Genomic DNA, 17565 nt, shown 5'->3' with positions numbered 1-17565 from the left:
CTAAAATAGCCTTGTATTTTGAATATGCTTATAGTTCTTTTTTACATTGTATTCTATTATTATCAAGATAAATAAACTTATTATTAAAAAGAGCATACTATACAAAGATGCGATTGTCCTGTCTCCACTTTGTATATATGGAAACATAATCATTGGATAAGTTATGACACTACCTCCCCCTATAAGAAGAGTCAAAAAATATTGACTAAAGGATATTATGAAAGACATACTTGATGCACCCAATATCCCTGGCAAAATCAAAGGGAAAGTTACATATCTAAATGTATTAAATCTACTTGCTCCAAGTACTTTCGCTTGTATTTCTAAATTATCACCTATTAATTTATAAACATCTGTTATTATTCGAACTGAATAAGGTATACATGGAAGTATATTTATAATAATTACTCCCAAAATATTATTGGCCAGACCTATTCTAATAAATGCTATATGTATGCCCATAGCAACAGATATTAGTGGAATTATAATTGGAGACAATATCAGTAACTCACAAAACCTTTTTCCTTTAAAGTCATATAGTGCTAACGCTTTAGATGCTGGTATACTTAATAAAATAGTAACTAAGACTACAGTTATTGATATTATAATACTTCTCAAAATGATATTCAGATTATTTATATCCAAAATATATCTAAATCCTCTTAATGAAAATTCCTTAGGTAAAAGATTTGGAAATGGCCATGTATTTACAACTCCCCATATTAACAATAATATTATAGGAGCTATAATAACTACAAACATGATATTAAGAATTATATTAAATTTTTTACTCATAGATACTCCTATACATTATATTTTGATATTTTATTAAAAAATCTATCATAAATTATTAATAGTATAAAACTTATTCCAGATAATACAACATTGATACACATTGAGATTGGTCTTTGCATTAAATCTGAACTAGAATAACTCAGATATGCTTGAACTGGTAATGCTTTTGGAGTTGATGCACCTATTAAAAAAGGTACTTCAAAAGAACCAAATGAAAAGGCAAAAATTATTATAAATGAAGAAATTATTGTAGGCATAGCAAGCGGCAACACTATATATCTAAACGTTTGAAGTTTACTTGCACCTAAATTTATAGACACTTGTTGTAGATTATCATTTATATTTTTCAATATATTATAAACCATTAGTGTTATATATGGTATTCCTTTCCACAAATAAACTGAAATTATCCCTATTCCATTTTTATCAGAAACCATTGGTATAAATTCAGATGAATCCTTTATTATATTGAAAAAATAAAATACTCTTGAAACTATACCTGTTTGAGAAAATATTATAAATACCAATAATACAGCTATTATATGTGGAACTACTAGCGGAACATTTAGAATCATATATCTAACTTTAGAAAATTTATTTTGAGACATTATATATGCTAAAAGTATACCTATAATAATAGCCAAAATTGATGACACTAAAGAAATCTTCAAACTAAAGATAAGAGATTCTAAAAAATTAGAATCTCTAAAAATTTCTCTATAATAATTTAATGTAATTTGCTCAAGACCAATCTGAGGAAAAAATCCTAGACTTTGTGAGATGCAATTTATAATTCCTACACCCATTATAAGTATCAGGATGATAGATACAGGTGCTATTAATAAATATGGAATTATTTTATCATTAATTATTTTACTTTTCACTTTCTAGTACCTCTTTAGTCCATATTTTTTCTATTATTGGAACTATTCCCGCTTTTAATTCTGGAACTGAATTTTTTAATACTATAGTTTCACTAAATTTCTTAACATCTTCACCTGGAATCTTCTTCATATCTAAAACAGATGTATCTCCCCAATTTTTAGTTTCTGTCTTAGAGGATTGTGCATCTATACTCATCAAAAAATCTATTAACACTATTGCACCTTCTTTATTTTGAGAATTATCTGGTATAGCAACAAAATGTGTGTTACTTATATTTCCTTTTTCAAATTCTATTGCTTTTGTAGATTTGCTAAACTCTCCACTTTCTATCCTTCCTAATAATACATTGGGAGCATAAGTCATTGTAAAATAGGTTTCATTATCTGAATACATATTATCTAACTGAGAAGATGTCGCAGGATAAGTTTTACCTTTATTCCATAAGTATGGTTTTATTTCTTTAAGATACTCCATAGCAGGTTGTATGACTTGTTTTACTTTAGCTTCATCTTCTGGTAAATTTTTTACTTTATCATATCCTACTACATCATATATTATATTTCTGACAAATGCACTTCCTGTAAAATCTGGTGGGGCTGGATAGGTAAATTTTCCAGGATTAGATACAATTACTTTTTTTAGTGTTTTTGCATCAGTTATTTTTGTATTAATCTTAGATGTGTCTGTTACAACTGCAAATTGAGATTTACCCCAAGGAGCTTCCATCCCCTCTACCTTAACTCCAAAATCTGTAGTAATATCTTCAGAAGATGAATCAACATACTTTTCATAATTAGAAAGTTTCTCTACAAAAGGTCCAAATAGCAATTTATTCTCTTTTGCTGTTTTGAAGTTTTCTCCATTTATCCAAACCACATCTATAGTACCCTTAGCATTTCCAGCTTGTTTTTCTGACAATAGTTTATTAAGAATGTTTTCTATATCCATTCCTACTCTTTTTACAGTTATGTCATAGTCTTCTTTCATCTTTGGAATTACATAACTATCAAACCATTTATTCATTACTTCATTTCCACCATATCCATAAAAGTTAACTGTTGTACCTTTTGCAGATTTTAAAATCTCTTCATTGCTACTTTTTAATATATCTTTTTGAGGCTCTTCTTTTTTATCGTTATTTGAACACCCTATCAATCCAAATACAAGCCCTAAACATAATAATATTGTTAATATCCTCTTTTTCATTTTTTCCCCTCTCAAAAATTAATTTATAATATTTTTTTTGCTTCTAGTAGTCTTTGAACTGCTGTAAATAAAACGACTATAGAAAATAGATTTGCTATCGTTCCAATATAACTTTGAAATAAAATCATCAAAGTAAAAAGTATAAATCCCTCACTCCTTTCAGCTACACCAGCTTGATAATAAAATGATTTCATACCTTTTTTATCAGTTAAGGCCCCAACAGTTAAAAATATAGTCATTGACATAAGAATACTACTTAAAAGAATCATTAGATTTAACCTTACATCAATCATCTTCAAGCCAAATACTAAAATCATACTTATTTCTACTATTCTGTCAAAAGTAATATCCATTAATGTTCCAAATAAGGATGTTTTATTACTACTTCTCGCCATATCACCATCTACAGCATCTAGGTATCCTGAAACCCATAATGTAATTATTGCTAGCACTTTCATATCGAGATATATAAATAAAGACGTAGATATTCCAACTATAAGTGCTATTATTGTCACGTTATTTGGAGTTAATTTAAGTTTTAAAAAGAACTCTGCTCCTTTGATTATAAATGGCTCTACATATTTTCTTGCATGTGTATCTAACATATTATTTCCTTTCATTAGCTTATATACTTTTTATGGGAATTTATTAAGTTTCTATATTCATCGTCTTTGCTACTTCTATTCCTTTATACCTTGTACTCCATTTTTTAATAGATGATGTTTTCTTCTGGGTTAATTTATTTTTGTTTATAACATCAACATCAAAAATTAAATCTAATACATGTAGTACTTTTTTATCTGCCATTAACATAGACTCACAACAAGATTGACAGTATGAGATTACATAATCTGTTTTTTCATTATTTGCTCTATTTTTGGTCTGGTTTATAGCAACTTCATTATTAGTAACTCTTACCATACCTCCAGAGCCACAACACTCTGTGTTTTCTCTATTTTTTTCAAATTCAATTATTTTTATTCCCATAAAACCTAGTATATATCTGACTGATTCATGTATATTATGCTCATTTCTTATAGGGCATGGGTCATGTAATAAAAATTCCTGATTTAAATCATCATAATGATTTTTTAGATTTTCTGGAAGTCCATATTCTTTTATCACTTCCCATATTGAAGTCACTTTTATATCACTATTATTTCTTATAGTATTAAAACAATTTGGACAAGTTACGATTACTTCGTCTATATCATTTTCTCTAAATAGCTTGTCTATTTTAGAATAATATTTATCAAATTTATTTGTATCTCCCATAGCTAAAGTTGGCTTGCCACAACATTCAAAAGCTAAGGATATATTTTCTATATGATTTTCTAAATATTTATATGTTGCTAATACTAAGTCACTACTATAGCTAGAAAGGCTACATCCTGGAAAAAAAATCTTTTTGGTGTTTTTTTTAATAAATTTTTTTGAGAATAATGAAGAGAAACTATTAGTTTGATGAAATTTTATTGTTCTATATCCTATATCATTTAATTCTTTTTGATTGCTATGAAATATTTCTTTCCTTACATCAAAAAACATTTCTTTTAAATCTATATCTTTTGGACACTCTACCTTGCATATTCCACATAACATGCAAGAATATGGTATATTTTTATTTATTGATTTATTTTGCAAAATGTCTATCATAAGTTCTCTTGGTGAGTCTCCAAATTCTTTCATCATAGGACATACCTTAAAACATTTTTTGCAATTTATACAATCATTGTTATTTTTTTCGATTTTTTTTAACGTCTCTAATTTTAACTTTACCTCTTTTATACAAATACACCTCCATATTGATTAATAGCTTTTTTCTATAATAAAAAACTCATTCTATAAAATTATAACAAATAGAATGAGTTTTTTCTAATAGATATTATCTATGCACTTTTTAATATATTTTTATTCAACTGTTACTGATTTAGCTAAGTTTCTTGGCTTATCTACATCACAACCTCTTAATACAGAAACATGATAAGCAAGTAATTGCATTGGTACAACTGCTAATATTGGTGATAAAATATCATCTGAGTTTGGTATATAAATTATTTTTTCAGCAGCTTTTTCAACGTCTTTATTATGACTTTGAGCAATTGCTACAACATAAGCTCCTCTTGCTCTTACTTCTTCCATATTAGAAACCATTTTTTCAAATAATTTTTCTTGAGTAGCTATAGCAATTACAGGAGTTCCTTTTTCTATTAATGCTATTGTTCCATGTTTTAATTCTCCTGCTGCAAAAGCTTCTGCATGTATATATGATATTTCTTTTAATTTTAATGAACCTTCCATTGCTAAACTATAGTCTATACCTCTTCCTAAATAGAAAGCATGGTCAGAGCTAACAACTGTTTTAGCAACTTCTTTTATATATTCTTCATTATCTAATATTTCTTGTATTTTTGATGGTATTTCTTTCATCTTAGTAATCATACCATCATAAAACTCTCTAGTTATTGTTCCTTTTTTAATAGCAAAATCTAAAGCTATCATATATAAAGAAGTTATTTGAGTTGTATATGCCTTAGTTGATGCAACTGCTACTTCAGGTCCTGCCCAAGTATAGAAAACATCATCTGATTCTCTTGCTATAGATGAACCTACAACATTAGTTATTGAAAGTATTCTTGCTCCTTTAGCTTTTGAATCTCTTAGTACTGCTAAAGTATCTGCTGTTTCACCAGATTGGCTAACTAATATTACTAATGAGTTTTCATCTACAAATGGGTCACTATATCTAAATTCTGATGCTATATCAGTTATTACTGGTATATTTACAAATTTTTCTATAGCATACTTACCAAGTAATCCAGCATTATATGCCGTTCCACAAGCTACTATATAAACTTTATTTATTTTATCTAAATCTTCTTTAGAAATATTTATACTATCTAAAATTATATTTCCATTATCATCAAGTCTTCTTTCTAGAGTTTCTCTAACTCCTGTTGGTTGCTCATGTATTTCTTTTGACATAAAGTAATCATATCCACCTTTAGATGCAGCTTCTACATCCCATGTTACATGGAATACTTCTTTTTCTACAACATTTCTATTAGAATCATAAATTGTTACATTTTCATCTTTTAGGTGAACTATCTCTCCATTTTCTAAGAAATAAACATCTCTAGTATATTTTAATAAAGCAGGTATATCTGATGCTATAAAGTTTTCGCCTTCACCCACACCAACTACAAGAGGACTATCTTTTCTTACTGCAACTAATTCATTTCCATGTTCTTTACATATAACACCTAATGCATAAGCTCCTCTTAATTTTGATATAGTTTTATATACAGCGTCTAATAAGTTACCTTCATAGTATTTATCTACTAAATGTGCTATTACTTCTGTATCTGTTTGAGATTCAAATTTAACACCTTCAGAAATTAATTCTTCTTTGATTTCCATATAATTTTCTATTATCCCATTATGAACAACTGCTATTGTTTTAGCTTGATTAAAATGAGGATGTGAATTTACATCAGATGGTTCTCCATGAGTTGCCCATCTTGTATGTCCTATTCCCAAATTTCCATCAATAGGATTTTTTTCTAAATCTTCTGCAAGCACAGAAAGTCTACCTTTGAACTTTCTAATATTAAGTTCATCACAATTAGAACCATTAACTGCTACACCTGCTGAGTCATAACCTCTGTACTCTAGCTTAGAAAGCCCCTCTATGATAACTTCTGCTGCCTTTCTACTTCCTAAATATCCAACTATTCCACACATTATTTGTGTCCTCCTAAAAATATTATTTATATATTTTAAGAGTTAGGTCATATAAGTTTACTTTGGCTTCCCTTTGTCCATAGGATTACTCCTATTATTTAAAGAAGTCTTTCGATGGTAAACACACCGCAGAGCATCCGCCGACAATTCGATTAACTCTGACCTCGTCAACTTAGTTCCAATAATACTTAATTCTTGTGCCTATAACTAAGTTCTGGCGCTTAGAAAGGTGTCCTCAGGGTTTATATCTGAGAATACCCTTATAAATTACGATAATTTTTCTTGTATAAGATTAGCTAAATTTGTTGCTAATTCTTTTATTTGACCTTCCTCTTTACCCTCTAACATAACTCTAACTAATGGTTCAGTTCCTGATGGTCTTATTAAGACTCTACCATTTCCATCTAAAATAGATTCTATTCTTTCTATTTCATCTTTTATTTCTGGATATTCCATATATTTGGTTTTATTTTCATTTTTTATTGTTGCATTCACTAGTACTTGTGGATATTGACTCATTATTGATGCAAGTTCTGATAAAGGTTTCTTTTCTTGCAATATTATATTTGCAAGTATTAAAGAACTAAGAACTCCATCTCCTGTAGTATTGTAATCTAAGAATATCATGTGTCCAGATTGTTCTCCACCAAGATTATATCCATTTTTAGCCATGTCTTCTAAAACATATCTATCTCCAACTGCTGTAGTAGATAATTTTATTCCATTTTCTTTTGCAGCTATTGTTAATCCTATATTACTCATAACTGTAACTACTAAAGTATCTTGTGCTAATTTATTATTTTTCTTTAAATTTAAAGCACTCAATATCATTATATGGTCTCCATCAACAATTTGACCCTCTTCATTTACTGCAATTAATCTATCAGCATCTCCATCATACGCAAGACCTAAGTCAGCATTATGTTCCAAAACAGCCTTTTGAAGTTGTTCTGGATGTGTAGAGCCACATTTATAATTTATATTGTTTCCATCTGGTGAACTATTTATTGAAATTACACTTGCTCCTAATTCATCAAATACTATTGGTGCTACTTTATACGATGCACCATTAGCACAGTCCAAAACCACTTTTAATCCTCTAAAATCAGTGTTAATTATTGATTTTAAATAATCTACATAATCTCTTTGTGCATAATGCTCATGTAATCTTCGTCCTACATTTTCACCAACTGGCATACAATCTACTTTAGCCATGTCATCTATATATTCTTCTATCTTTAATTCTATTTCATCATCCAATTTATATCCATTCTTATTAAAGAATTTAATTCCATTATATTCAACAGGATTATGAGATGCAGATATAACCACACCACAATCAGCACCATATTTTCTAGTTAAATATGCAACTGCAGGGGTTGGTATTATTCCAACAGTAATAACATCACATCCAACAGACATAAGACCTGCTATTAAAGATGCCTCCAGCATATCTCCTGATATTCTAGTATCTTTACCTACTACTACTTTTACTCTATGGTCTCCTTGAGCTAAAACAAATCCACCAGCTCTACCAAGTCTATATGCTAAGTCACATGTTAATTCTGTATTTGCTATTCCTCTAACTCCATCTGTTCCAAAATACTTTCTCACTAAATATTCTCCTTTCATAATTGAAAAGCTTGTAATTTGTATTATATTTTTATAATTCATAAAATACTATTATATTCTTAATTTCAGTCATAAAAATATTTTAATACTTCTCAGCAAAAAAGACAATAGAAATAATTCTATTGTCTTTTTTTTGACATCTTTTTTCTTTATTAGTTAGTTGCTCCGCAACATGTAGCATCCATACCTTTTTGTAAAGCTGCTCTGTTTAATGGAACAAATTTTTCTTTTCTAGGTCCGAAAACTTTTTTAAATGCTTCTAATACAGACTCTATATCTACTGTATCAGCTACTTTTAAGTAAGCTCCTAGCATTATCATATTAGCAACTTTATCATTACCTAATTCAACAGCTAATTCATTTGCTGGGATATAATAAACATCTACATCTGTTCTTTCAACTTTTTCTTTTATTAAAGAGCTATTTACTATTATTTTTCCACCAGGTACAACATCATCTTTAAATTTTTCAAATGCTGGTATATTTAATAATATAGCTGCAGTTGCATCATTTGTTATAAGTGGAGAACCAACTGGTTCACTAGATACAGTTACTGCACAGTTTGCTGTACCTCCACGCATTTCTGGTCCATAAGATGGTAACCAAGAAACTTCTTTACCTTCTAACATTCCTGCATAAGTAAGTAATTGTCCCATAGACATAACACCTTGGCCTCCGAAGCCTGCACATATTACTCTAGCTGTAGACATTTACTTCACCTCCTCAACTTCAACATTTTTGAAATTTCCTAATGGATAGTATGGTATCATATTGTCTCTTAACCATTGTAAAGCATCATTTGGAGCTAGTCCCCAGTTTGTAGGACAAGTAGATAATACTTCTACTATTCCAAATCCTAATCCTGCTTGTTGAACTTGGAATGCTTTCTTTATAGCTTTTTTAGCTTGTCTAACATGAGCTGGAGTATCAACTGCTACTCTTTCTACAAATACAGCTCCTGTTAATGTAGCTAACATTTCACTTACTCTTATTGGATAACCTTGAGTTTCAGCATTTCTTCCTGATTGAGCAGTAGTAGCTCTTTGTCCAACTAATGTAGTTGGAGCCATTTGTCCACCAGTCATACCATATGTTGTATTGTTTACAAATATAGTAGTTATTTTTTCTCCTCTAGCAGCTGCATGAACTATTTCAGCAGTACCGATTGAAGCTAAGTCTCCATCACCTTGATAAGTGAATACTGTGTTTTCAGGATGAACTCTTTTTATTCCTGTAGCAGCAGCTGGTGCTCTACCATGAGCTGCTTCTTGAGTGTCACAGTTAAAATATTTATATCCTAAAACTGAACATCCAACTGGAACAACACCTACAGCATCACCTAATACTCCTAATTCTTCTAATACTTCACCAACTAATCTATGGATTATACCATGTGTACATCCTGGACAGTAGTGAGTTTGAGTATCTTGTAACCCTTCAGTTTTCTTAAATACAACAGCCATTATCTAGCACCTCCTGCAACCAATTCTCCGGCAATAATTTTTTTAGCTTTTTCAACTATTTCTGCTGGTGTTGGAGTCATTCCTCCTGGTCTTCCATGGAAGTAAACTGGTAATTTACCTTCTACTGCCATTTTTACATCTTCCACCATTTGTCCCATACTCATTTCAACAGTTAATATGTTTCTAGCACTAGGGATTTGATCAAATGCTTCAAATGGGAATGGCCATAATACTTTAGGTCTTATAAGACCTGCTTTTATTCCTTCTTCTCTTAATATATCAATTGCGCTTTTCACTATTCTTGAAGTAGTTCCATAAGCTGCAAATATAAATTCAGCGTCTTCTGTTTTGTACATTTCATATTGTACTTCATTTTTTTCCATTTCATTGAATTTAGCTTCTAAGTGCCAACAGTGATCTTCTAATACTTCTGGCTCTAAGTATAAAGAGTTTATTACATTAGGTACTCTTTTTCCTTTAGTTCCAACAGTTGCCCAATCTTTAGGAGGCAATTCTCTTTTCTTTTCAGGAGCTTTGAATTCAACTGGCTCCATCATTTGACCTATCATACCATCTGCAACTACCATAACAGGTGATCTGTAGTAATCTGCAACATCAAAAGCTTCCATTATCATGTCAACAGCTTCTTGAACTGTAGCTGGTGCGAATACTGGAGTTCTGTAGTCTCCATTTCCTCCACCTCTTGTAGACATAAAGTAGTCAGCTTGTGAAGGTTGTATACTTCCAAGTCCTGGACCACCTCTCATTACGTTAAGTACAACACAAGGAACTTCTGCTCCTACTGCATATGTTATACCTTCTTGTTTTAAAGCAACTCCTGGTGAAGATGAAGAAGTCATAACTCTTGCTCCTGCACCTGCTCCACCATAAACCATGTTTATCGCAGAAACTTCTGATTCAGCTTGAACGAACGCTCCACCTATTTTAGGTAACTCTCTTGATAAATATTCTGGTAATTCACTTTGTGGAGTTATTGGGTAACCGAAGAAATATTTGCAACCAGCTTCTATAGCTGCTTTTCCAAATGCTTCGTTACCTTTCATAAGTATCTTAGCCATTAAAATTCCCCCTTAAATATTAATTTAAATTAATCTCTTTCTACTGTTATAACTACATCTGGACACATAGTCGCACAACTTGCACATCCTATGCATTTTTCCATTTCAGAAACAGTTGCTGGGTTATACCCTTTTTTGTTTATTGTGTTTGAGTCTAATTGTATGATTTTTACTGGACATGCTTCAACACATAATCCACAACCTTTACAACGTTCTTGATTAAAAGATACTTTTCCTTTAGCCATTTACCTAAGCCTCCTTAAACTTTCTATATATTTGAGCTCAAACTACATCCAGTCTTCTCTCATATATAATTTTATTGGAAAAATTTCTCCCTCTAAATCTTTTGGTAATTGTTCAACAAGATTTTCTAAGCATGCAACATATCTTATAGGTATATTACATTCCTTAGAAACTTCTTCTGCAACTTTTTGGCCTCTTAATACATCATCAATAGTAGTAAATCTAATAAGATGAGTATTATTAATTAGACCTGTTACCTTTAGTTTAGAAGATTTTTCTATTTCCTTTATATATTGGATAACTTCTTCAGAAGTTTGAGTTTTCTCCCTATTTGCATTTATTACAAAAAGCATGTCATAGTCGCCTTCTTTTAATAAATGACTAAATCTTCCTATAACTCTAGCACCTACATTATCTCCGCCTAAGTCTATAACAGAATTGTATGAATGATCAACCATAGGTGACATTACTTCTGCTGATACTGCTGGTAAATCTAATGTTGGAGCATTAATTGAACTATCTATTGGTTGTATACCTAAAGATTTCATTAACTCTTTCTTTTCTCTAGTTCTAAAGTATACATTCACCACATCCAAATCAGCTATAGCAACTTTGCCAGAAACCATATCTCTTAATTTAACAACATAGTTCATCGCAAATTCACTTTTACCACTTCCATAGTGACCTGTTATGATTCTTATTCTTTTATCATTAGTTATCATAAACTTGAGCCTCTTCTTCACCAATTAAAACTCTAAGTCCACCTTGAGCTAATGCAATCATTTCATCTTCACCTGGATAAACTTTTACATCTGCTATAAATTTAACTCTATCTGCAATCATATCTGTAAACATTTTTGAATATGCGATTCCACCAGTTAATAATATTGCTTTTACATCTCCCTTAAGAACTGCTGCATTAGCTCCTATTTCTTTAGAGATTTGATATGCCATAGCTTCATATACTAATTTAGCTTTTTCATCACCAGCTTCAATTCTTTCTTCAACTTCTCTAGCATCATTAGTATTTAAATATGCAACTAATCCACCATTACCTTTTATTTTCTTTTTAATTTCATCTTGAGTATATTCTCCACTGAAGCACATTTTCACTAATGCTCCTACTGGTAATCCACCACTTCTTTCTGGAGAGAAAGGACCTTCTCCATCTAATGCGTTTGCAACATCTACTATTCTACCATTTTTATGAGCTCCAACAGAAACTCCTCCACCCATATGTGCAACTATAAGATTTATATCTTCATATTTTGCGTTTATCTCTTTAGCAAATCTTCTTGCTATTGCCTTTTGATTTAAAGCATGTACTACACTTGCTCTACTTATTTCAGGCATACCAGAAATTCTAGCAACATCTTCTAGTTCATCCACAACAACTGGGTCTACTATGTATGAAGGAACATTAACTTCATCACCTATTTGTTTTGCTATTATACCACCTAAATTTGAAGCATGTTCTCCTAAAACTCCTACTTTTAAATCTTCTATCATAACATCACTTACTGAGTAAGTTCCACCTTTTATAGGCTTAAGAAGACCACCTCTACCTACTACAGCATCTAAGTCAGATGTTTTTACTCCCCCCTCTTTTAATGCTTCTTCTATTACTTGTTTACGAAATTCAAATTGGTCTGAAACCTTCTCATACTTTCCTATTTCTTCAGAAGAGTGTCTTAGTGTCTTTTCAAATACTAAATCCTCATTATCAAATACAGCTATTTTAGTTGATGTCGAACCAGGATTTATTGTTAAGATTTTAAATATTTTGCTCATTTGCCTATTTCCCCCTTAAATTTAAGCCTTTGCTGCCATTAAAACGCCCAAGGCTATTGAGTTAAGCTTAGTTTCTTCACTATCTGCTCTAGAAGTTAATATTATTGGTGCTTTAGCTCCAACTATAACTCCTGCATTTTTTGATTTTGAGAAAAATACTAAAGCTTTGTATAATATATTGCCACCTTCGATATCTGGAGCCAATAATATATCAGCTCTTCCTGCTACAGGATGATCTATACCTTTATGTTTAGCTGCTTCTAAAGACACTGCATTATCTATTGCAAAAGGTCCACCAACCATACAACCTTTGATTTCTCCTCTTTCATACATTTCTTCAAGTTCTTTAGCTTCAACTGTATCTTTCATTTTTGGATTTACTTTTTCTTTTGCGCATATTGCAGCAACTTTTGGTTCGCTTATATCTAATGAATGTGCTACTGTGCAAGCATTTTCTATGATTTGCTTTTTAGTATTTGTATCAGGAGCTAAGTTCATAGCTGCATCAGTTACGAAAAATAATCTGTCATACCCCTCTACATCAAATACTGCTACGTGGCTTAATACATTACCAGTTCTAAGACCCACTTCTTTGTTTAAAACTGCTTTTAGTATTATTGATGTGTCTACTAAGCCTTTCATTACCATATCGGCTTTTCCTTGTGAAACTAATTCAACAGATTTTAGAGATGCTTCTGCTAAATCTTTTATATCTATTACTTCATAATTTTCGATATCCATGTCTATGCTTTTTGCAATTTCTTTAGTCTTTTCTATATCACCTATTAAAATGGCATTTGCTATTTTTTCTTTTCTAGCCATTTCAACTGCCATTAAAACTTCTTTATCTTGACAACATGCTACTGATATAGTTTTAGGTCCTCTTTCTTTTGCAAACTTAATTACTTCTTCAAAACTTCTCATGCATTTCCACCTCATCTTGAATTTTTTGAAATAGAACTTTTATATCTCAATTAAATTATAACTCGTTCAGCAACGTTTTCCTAGGGATAATTGAAATATTTAATTCAAAAATATTTATTTAAATCTATTTATCAGTCTTTTTTCATATATCTAACACTTTTTAGATTTAACAAATATCTCATTGTCCTTATTTTATAATATAACTAAAATAAACAAGATGCAACAAAAACATAAAATTAACAAACTTAATTTTATAGATTTTTTTGTCACATCTTGTAACAACTAAATATTCAAAATATTTGTTCATTCCACTTCAACAATATTAGGTTCTATATTTATTTTTTTAAATTGATATGTTGTTTCATATTTTATTTTATATTTACCATTTTCAGTAGGTGCTTCTGATAAATCGATATATAACGAAATATCTTTTTTATTTAGCTTACTTAAATCTTCTGTTGATTCTACAACAACTTGAATATCTCCAGTAAAAATTATACTCGGATTGTCCATATTTGCTGGAATATTTCTTAACATAATATCTTCTGAACTATATACAAACTCAGCACTTAATTGTTTTGTTTCATTTAGTTTTATAGTTATAGAGCTATCATCAATAGTTATTCCTTCTGGAATCTCTAGACTCACTTCTTTTTCCTCTCCATTAGCTAAATCAACTAAATCAATAGGTTTTGTCTTAATATAATTTATTTTGTCTATACTTTCTTTTTTACCTTTTATGCTAACTTCATCTTTACTTAATTTATAATTTTTCAATGTATTATTATCTTGATTATTATCCTTTAAATCTACTCTTATTGGTACAGTTTTTTCTTTTAATAATTGTACACTTGCTGTTACAGAATTTGAACTTAGTGTCACACCTTCAACCTTAGTTCCATCACTATTTAAAGGTATTAAATCCAATTTTTTAGAGAAATCTTCTGTCTCGTTACCTACATTTAGATTAGCTCTTATATTCTTAACTTCCTTAACTAGACTCATTGGACCCGATATATCGACATAATTTTTATTCAGTTCAATTTTATCTATATTTCTTTTAGAATTTCCACTTACTTCTACCTTTATATCTCTTTTTTCTTTTATATTTTTCTCAAGATTTACTATTAAAACGTCATGCTTAAATTCTAAAGTAACACCTTGAGGAATATTTGCTTTTAAATATACTTCTTTCTTACCTTGTATTGGGTCTTCAACAGTTCCATATACATGTATATCTTCTTTTTTAACTTTTTGTACCTTTGATAAACTACCTTTTATATACACATCTGCTGTTAATTTTTCGTCTGGATATATAACAAGATTTTTATCATTTAAATCACTCATATTACTTATAGATACAGGTATATCTTCAAACCCTCTAGTTTCTTCAGGGTCAACTACAGCCATGACATACATCCATAAAGCAATTGCACTTAAAAATGATATTATTTTTATTTTGGTATTATTTTTTAGTCTATTTATCATTTAAATATACCACCTTTGAAAAAACTTCTTGTTTCCGTATTCGTTTTTAGATTACTACGTAATATATTCATCATTCTTTCTCTAGAAATATCTCTATATAACTTACCAGCTTTAGCAATTGATACGCCTCCAGTTTCCTCTGATACGATTAGTGTTATACAGTCAGATACTTCACTTACACCTATTCCCGCTCTATGTCTAGTGCCTAAATCTTTACTTAAATCTTTACTCTCTGTCAACGGCAAGAAACATGCAGCTGCCTTTACCTTAGAATCTCTAATTACAACAGCGCCATCATGTAATGGTGTATTTGGTATAAATATATTTATCAATAATTGCCTAGAAATTTCAGCATCAATTATAGTTCCTGTATTTATTATATCACTTATTCTGGTTTCTCTCTCCATTATGATAAGAGCTCCTATTTTTTGTCTAGAAAGTGAATATAAAGCTTCTACAATCTCTTCTATAGTTCTATTAAGAGTTTCTTCTGAAGTATTTACATTTTTTCCAAATAAATTAAACTTTGCTCTTCCTATATGTTCAAGTCCTGCTCTAAATTCTGGCTGAAAAATTATAAGAGCTGCTATAACTCCATAATCCAGAGCCTTAAGAGATATCCAATAAACGGTATGCAATTTAAAAGTGTTACTAAGTTGAGTTGCTAGCAAAAGAAATATTATACCTTTAAATACTTGTTCTGCTCTTGTATCTTTTATAAACATAAATATTTTGTAAAAAATATATGCTACTATGGATATGTCAATTAAATCATATATACTCATTCTTAATATTATATTAAAAAATTCATTTAAAAAAGAATTTATATCTAACACAGTTTTATCCTCCTGTTCGATAACTTCTTAATTATTTACACTATGTATTATACTATATAAATCTAACTCTATACAAACTATTTAACTTTTGTGTAAATAATTCTATTTTTATAGATTGAGATTGTTAAATAATCTCTAAATACATTAAAAATATTGCTCATTAAATATATATTTTTTATTAAAGTTAAATCTAGTTTAAATAATTCAAATCATCAAGGCGCGAATACAAAATAGTACTCGCGCCTTGATGCAATTTTATACTATAAAATCTATTTCAAAATACATATTATTTTTCAATATATGTTTGCTACAATAAATTTAATAATCTATTTATTAATTATATAAAATTGTAACATTATTTCTATATTTCTATTATATTAGTAATATTATTTTTATCTTATACTAATAATTTATCTTATAAATAATTTATATCAAGTTCTATTAATATCTTATTATGTATCTTTTCTAGAAATTATCTTTTATTATAAAAATAATTAAAACAACTTATCTATTTCAAAGTCATAGATATATTACTTATAAGTATAACAATTCATTTAATACAATAATCTACAAGCACTATATTATCAAGTATTTAGAATCTCTAGTATTTCATAGTAGATTTCATCGTTCTTTTTCAGTATAAGAAATTAATTTATAAATTTAAATAGTATTCTAATATCTTAGTACTATAAAGTATACAGTATAATGTATATGAGCCTATTTACTAATTAATTAAATCTATGCAATAAATCTTTCTATAAACTTCTTGTAGACTATTATACATTACCATTAATATGATTACAATATTAATGAATATAATGTAACTCTTATATAATTTTATATTTATAAAGAAAAAGACACAGGTGACATGCATGTATCCTGTGTCTTTTTAAACAATATAAAAGTTTACTATAAATATAGTAAACTTTTCTTAATGAGCGCACAGGGATTCGAACCCCGGACACACGCCTTAGAAGGGCGTTGCTCTATCCAGCTGAGCTATGCACCCAAATTATTATGGAGCGGGAAACGAGATTCGAACTCGCGACTTCAACCTTGGCAAGGTTGCGCTCTACCACTGAACTATTCCCGCTTATTTAATTTGGCGACCTGGAAGGGGTTCGAACCCTCGACCTCCAGCGTGACAGGCTGGCATTCTAACCAACTGAACTACCAGGCCGCAAATGGTGGGACCAGCAGGGCTCGAACCTGCGACCCCCTGCTTGTAAGGCAGGTGCTCTCCCAGCTGAGCTATGATCCCATTTTTTGGAGCGGGTGAAGGGGATCGAACCCTCACAGCTGGCTTGGAAGGCCAGAACTCTACCATTGAGCTACACCCGCTTATTTAATTGTTTTTTGGTGACTCGTAGGGGAATTGAACCCCTGTTACCGCCGTGAAAGGGCGGTGTCTTAACCTCTTGACCAACGAGCCATTTTAATGGTTGCGGAGGCAGGACTCGAACCTACGACCTTCGGGTT

Annotated in this window: 16 protein-coding genes and 6 tRNA genes; all 22 read right to left on the bottom strand. The window is 30.2% G+C overall.

All coding sequences use genetic code 11. The features are described 5' to 3' along the window. The gene (locus IR151_RS10835) at positions 1-795 is read right to left on the bottom strand and encodes an ABC transporter permease subunit (RefSeq protein WP_227434536.1); all 795 of its coding nucleotides are present in this window, start codon (positions 793-795) and stop codon (positions 1-3) included. 8 nt (positions 796-803) lie between these two features. After that, positions 804-1679, bottom strand: coding sequence for an ABC transporter permease subunit (locus IR151_RS10830; RefSeq protein ID WP_227434535.1), 876 nt, complete (start codon positions 1677-1679; stop codon positions 804-806). Beyond that, complete coding sequence (locus tag IR151_RS10825) at positions 1669-2886, bottom strand: ABC transporter substrate-binding protein (protein ID WP_227434534.1); 1218 nt, start codon at positions 2884-2886, stop codon at positions 1669-1671. Before IR151_RS10825 ends, IR151_RS10830 begins: the two co-directional genes overlap by 11 nt. 23 nt (positions 2887-2909) lie before the next feature. Then, complete coding sequence (locus IR151_RS10820; RefSeq protein ID WP_227434533.1) at positions 2910-3491, bottom strand: CDP-alcohol phosphatidyltransferase family protein; 582 nt, start codon at positions 3489-3491, stop codon at positions 2910-2912. 43 nt (positions 3492-3534) lie between these two features. Further along, the gene (locus tag IR151_RS10815) at positions 3535-4611 is read right to left on the bottom strand and encodes a (Fe-S)-binding protein (RefSeq protein WP_227434731.1); all 1077 of its coding nucleotides are present in this window, start codon (positions 4609-4611) and stop codon (positions 3535-3537) included. Between the two features lie 186 nt (positions 4612-4797). Beyond that, positions 4798-6630, bottom strand: a complete 1833-nt coding sequence (gene glmS, locus IR151_RS10810) for a glutamine--fructose-6-phosphate transaminase (isomerizing) (RefSeq protein WP_227434532.1) — start codon at positions 6628-6630, stop codon at positions 4798-4800. Between the two features lie 267 nt (positions 6631-6897). Continuing rightward, a complete protein-coding gene (glmM, locus tag IR151_RS10805; protein ID WP_227434531.1) occupies positions 6898-8244 on the bottom strand; it encodes a phosphoglucosamine mutase in 1347 nt (448 codons plus the stop codon). 170 nt (positions 8245-8414) lie between these two features. After that, complete coding sequence (locus IR151_RS10800; protein WP_227434530.1) at positions 8415-8972, bottom strand: 2-oxoacid:acceptor oxidoreductase family protein; 558 nt, start codon at positions 8970-8972, stop codon at positions 8415-8417. Next, positions 8973-9725 carry a thiamine pyrophosphate-dependent enzyme gene (locus IR151_RS10795; protein ID WP_003420710.1) on the bottom strand — a complete coding sequence of 251 codons (753 nt, stop codon included), beginning with the start codon at positions 9723-9725 and terminating at the stop codon, positions 8973-8975. It abuts the gene before it with no gap. Beyond that, positions 9725-10804, bottom strand: coding sequence for a 3-methyl-2-oxobutanoate dehydrogenase subunit VorB (locus IR151_RS10790; RefSeq protein WP_227434529.1), 1080 nt, complete (start codon positions 10802-10804; stop codon positions 9725-9727). The genes IR151_RS10795 and IR151_RS10790 overlap by 1 nt, the downstream gene beginning before the upstream one ends. 29 nt (positions 10805-10833) lie before the next feature. Beyond that, complete coding sequence (locus IR151_RS10785; RefSeq protein ID WP_227434528.1) at positions 10834-11049, bottom strand: 4Fe-4S binding protein; 216 nt, start codon at positions 11047-11049, stop codon at positions 10834-10836. Positions 11050-11091: 42 nt separating this feature from the next. After that, positions 11092-11769: an ATP-binding protein gene (locus IR151_RS10780; protein WP_227434527.1), complete on the bottom strand. Its 678-nt coding sequence runs from the start codon at positions 11767-11769 to the stop codon at positions 11092-11094. Then, positions 11759-12838 carry a butyrate kinase gene (gene buk / locus IR151_RS10775; RefSeq protein ID WP_227434526.1) on the bottom strand — a complete coding sequence of 360 codons (1080 nt, stop codon included), beginning with the start codon at positions 12836-12838 and terminating at the stop codon, positions 11759-11761. Before buk ends, IR151_RS10780 begins: the two co-directional genes overlap by 11 nt. 21 nt (positions 12839-12859) lie before the next feature. Next, entirely contained in the window at positions 12860-13762 is a 903-nt protein-coding gene (ptb, locus tag IR151_RS10770) for a phosphate butyryltransferase (RefSeq protein WP_227434525.1), read from the bottom strand. A gap of 303 nt (positions 13763-14065) precedes the next feature. After that, positions 14066-15250, bottom strand: a complete 1185-nt coding sequence (locus IR151_RS10765; protein ID WP_227434524.1) for a YbbR-like domain-containing protein — start codon at positions 15248-15250, stop codon at positions 14066-14068. Next, complete coding sequence (cdaA, locus tag IR151_RS10760; RefSeq protein WP_227434523.1) at positions 15247-16086, bottom strand: diadenylate cyclase CdaA; 840 nt, start codon at positions 16084-16086, stop codon at positions 15247-15249. Before cdaA ends, IR151_RS10765 begins: the two co-directional genes overlap by 4 nt. A 935-nt stretch (positions 16087-17021) precedes the next feature. Continuing rightward, positions 17022-17095: transfer RNA gene (locus IR151_RS10755), tRNA-Arg, on the bottom strand. A 9-nt stretch (positions 17096-17104) separates the two neighbouring features. After that, a tRNA-Gly gene (locus tag IR151_RS10750) sits at positions 17105-17179 on the bottom strand. Between the two features lie 10 nt (positions 17180-17189). Further along, positions 17190-17266 (bottom strand) — tRNA-Asp (locus IR151_RS10745). 5 nt (positions 17267-17271) lie between these two features. Further along, a tRNA-Val gene (locus tag IR151_RS10740) sits at positions 17272-17347 on the bottom strand. A 6-nt stretch (positions 17348-17353) separates the two neighbouring features. Further along, positions 17354-17427: transfer RNA gene (locus IR151_RS10735), tRNA-Gly, on the bottom strand. Positions 17428-17443: 16 nt separating this feature from the next. Beyond that, positions 17444-17518 (bottom strand) — tRNA-Glu (locus tag IR151_RS10730). Positions 17519-17565: the final 47 nt, after the last annotated feature.

The organism is Clostridioides sp. ES-S-0006-03, from assembly GCF_020662275.1.
Taxonomy (GTDB): domain Bacteria; phylum Bacillota; class Clostridia; order Peptostreptococcales; family Peptostreptococcaceae; genus Clostridioides.
The sequence above is the reverse complement of the archived record's forward strand: the minus strand, read 5'-3'. Positions and strand labels throughout refer to the sequence as shown.

What these genes read in the sequence shown, in the direction of transcription:
- IR151_RS10820 (WP_227434533.1), bottom strand. Translation starts at nt 3,491, where the DNA reads ATGTTAGATACACATGCAAGAAAATATGTAGAGCCATTTATAATCAAA.
- IR151_RS10765 (WP_227434524.1), bottom strand. Translation starts at nt 15,250, where the DNA reads ATGATAAATAGACTAAAAAATAATACCAAAATAAAAATAATATCATTT.
- buk (WP_227434526.1), bottom strand. Translation starts at nt 12,838, where the DNA reads ATGAGCAAAATATTTAAAATCTTAACAATAAATCCTGGTTCGACATCA.
- IR151_RS10785 (WP_227434528.1), bottom strand. Translation starts at nt 11,049, where the DNA reads ATGGCTAAAGGAAAAGTATCTTTTAATCAAGAACGTTGTAAAGGTTGT.
- IR151_RS10780 (WP_227434527.1), bottom strand. Translation starts at nt 11,769, where the DNA reads ATGATAACTAATGATAAAAGAATAAGAATCATAACAGGTCACTATGGA.
- IR151_RS10825 (WP_227434534.1), bottom strand. Translation starts at nt 2,886, where the DNA reads ATGAAAAAGAGGATATTAACAATATTATTATGTTTAGGGCTTGTATTT.
- ptb (WP_227434525.1), bottom strand. Translation starts at nt 13,762, where the DNA reads ATGAGAAGTTTTGAAGAAGTAATTAAGTTTGCAAAAGAAAGAGGACCT.
- IR151_RS10790 (WP_227434529.1), bottom strand. Translation starts at nt 10,804, where the DNA reads ATGGCTAAGATACTTATGAAAGGTAACGAAGCATTTGGAAAAGCAGCT.
- IR151_RS10800 (WP_227434530.1), bottom strand. Translation starts at nt 8,972, where the DNA reads ATGTCTACAGCTAGAGTAATATGTGCAGGCTTCGGAGGCCAAGGTGTT.
- glmS (WP_227434532.1), bottom strand. Translation starts at nt 6,630, where the DNA reads ATGTGTGGAATAGTTGGATATTTAGGAAGTAGAAAGGCAGCAGAAGTT.
- IR151_RS10835 (WP_227434536.1), bottom strand. Translation starts at nt 795, where the DNA reads ATGAGTAAAAAATTTAATATAATTCTTAATATCATGTTTGTAGTTATT.
- IR151_RS10795 (WP_003420710.1), bottom strand. Translation starts at nt 9,725, where the DNA reads ATGGCTGTTGTATTTAAGAAAACTGAAGGGTTACAAGATACTCAAACT.